At 51.9% G+C, this 459-nt stretch carries 1 protein-coding gene; it reads right to left on the bottom strand.

The genetic code is table 11. From position 1 onward, the window contains the following. The coding region (locus tag CDA63_RS20210; protein ID WP_133074301.1) for an HNH endonuclease family protein at positions 1-459 on the bottom strand (459 nt) is incomplete at both ends.

Raw genomic sequence — 459 nt, 5'->3', positions numbered from 1 at the left:
TCGGTAGGCGGCTTTCTTCGCCAGGAAAGGATTATTCGAAGCGGCAATATTGAGCTCGCCCGCAAATAGGGTGAGATTTCCGATCCTGGAAACCAAACGCGGATGAAGAACTTCAGCGTTGACTCCAAGATACGCGACCCAATCCCCGAACTCTTGTTTCGACCTGTTAGTCTTTATCTTCTGAGGTATGACGTGCTCGACGTGTACGTCTTCCGCTCCGAGTACCGCTAGTTCTGCATGATCGCCGTGGCTACGGGCCTCAATCTGCTCCAAGCAGTAACGCGCGCGATCGATAATGTTACCGCTGAAATTCGTACTCGCAAAGTCGTCTCTGAACTTATCGTCGGCAGGACATGCATCTCGGTAGGCGGCTTTCTTCGCCAGGAAAGGATTATTCGAAGCGGCAATATTGAGCTCGCCCGCAAATAGGGTGAGATTTCCGATCCTGGAAACCAAACG

The sequence above is a fragment of the Hymenobacter amundsenii genome, from assembly GCF_002204745.1.
Classification (GTDB): domain Bacteria; phylum Bacteroidota; class Bacteroidia; order Cytophagales; family Hymenobacteraceae; genus Hymenobacter; species Hymenobacter amundsenii.
The sequence above is the reverse complement of the archived record's forward strand: the minus strand, read 5'-3'. Positions and strand labels throughout refer to the sequence as shown.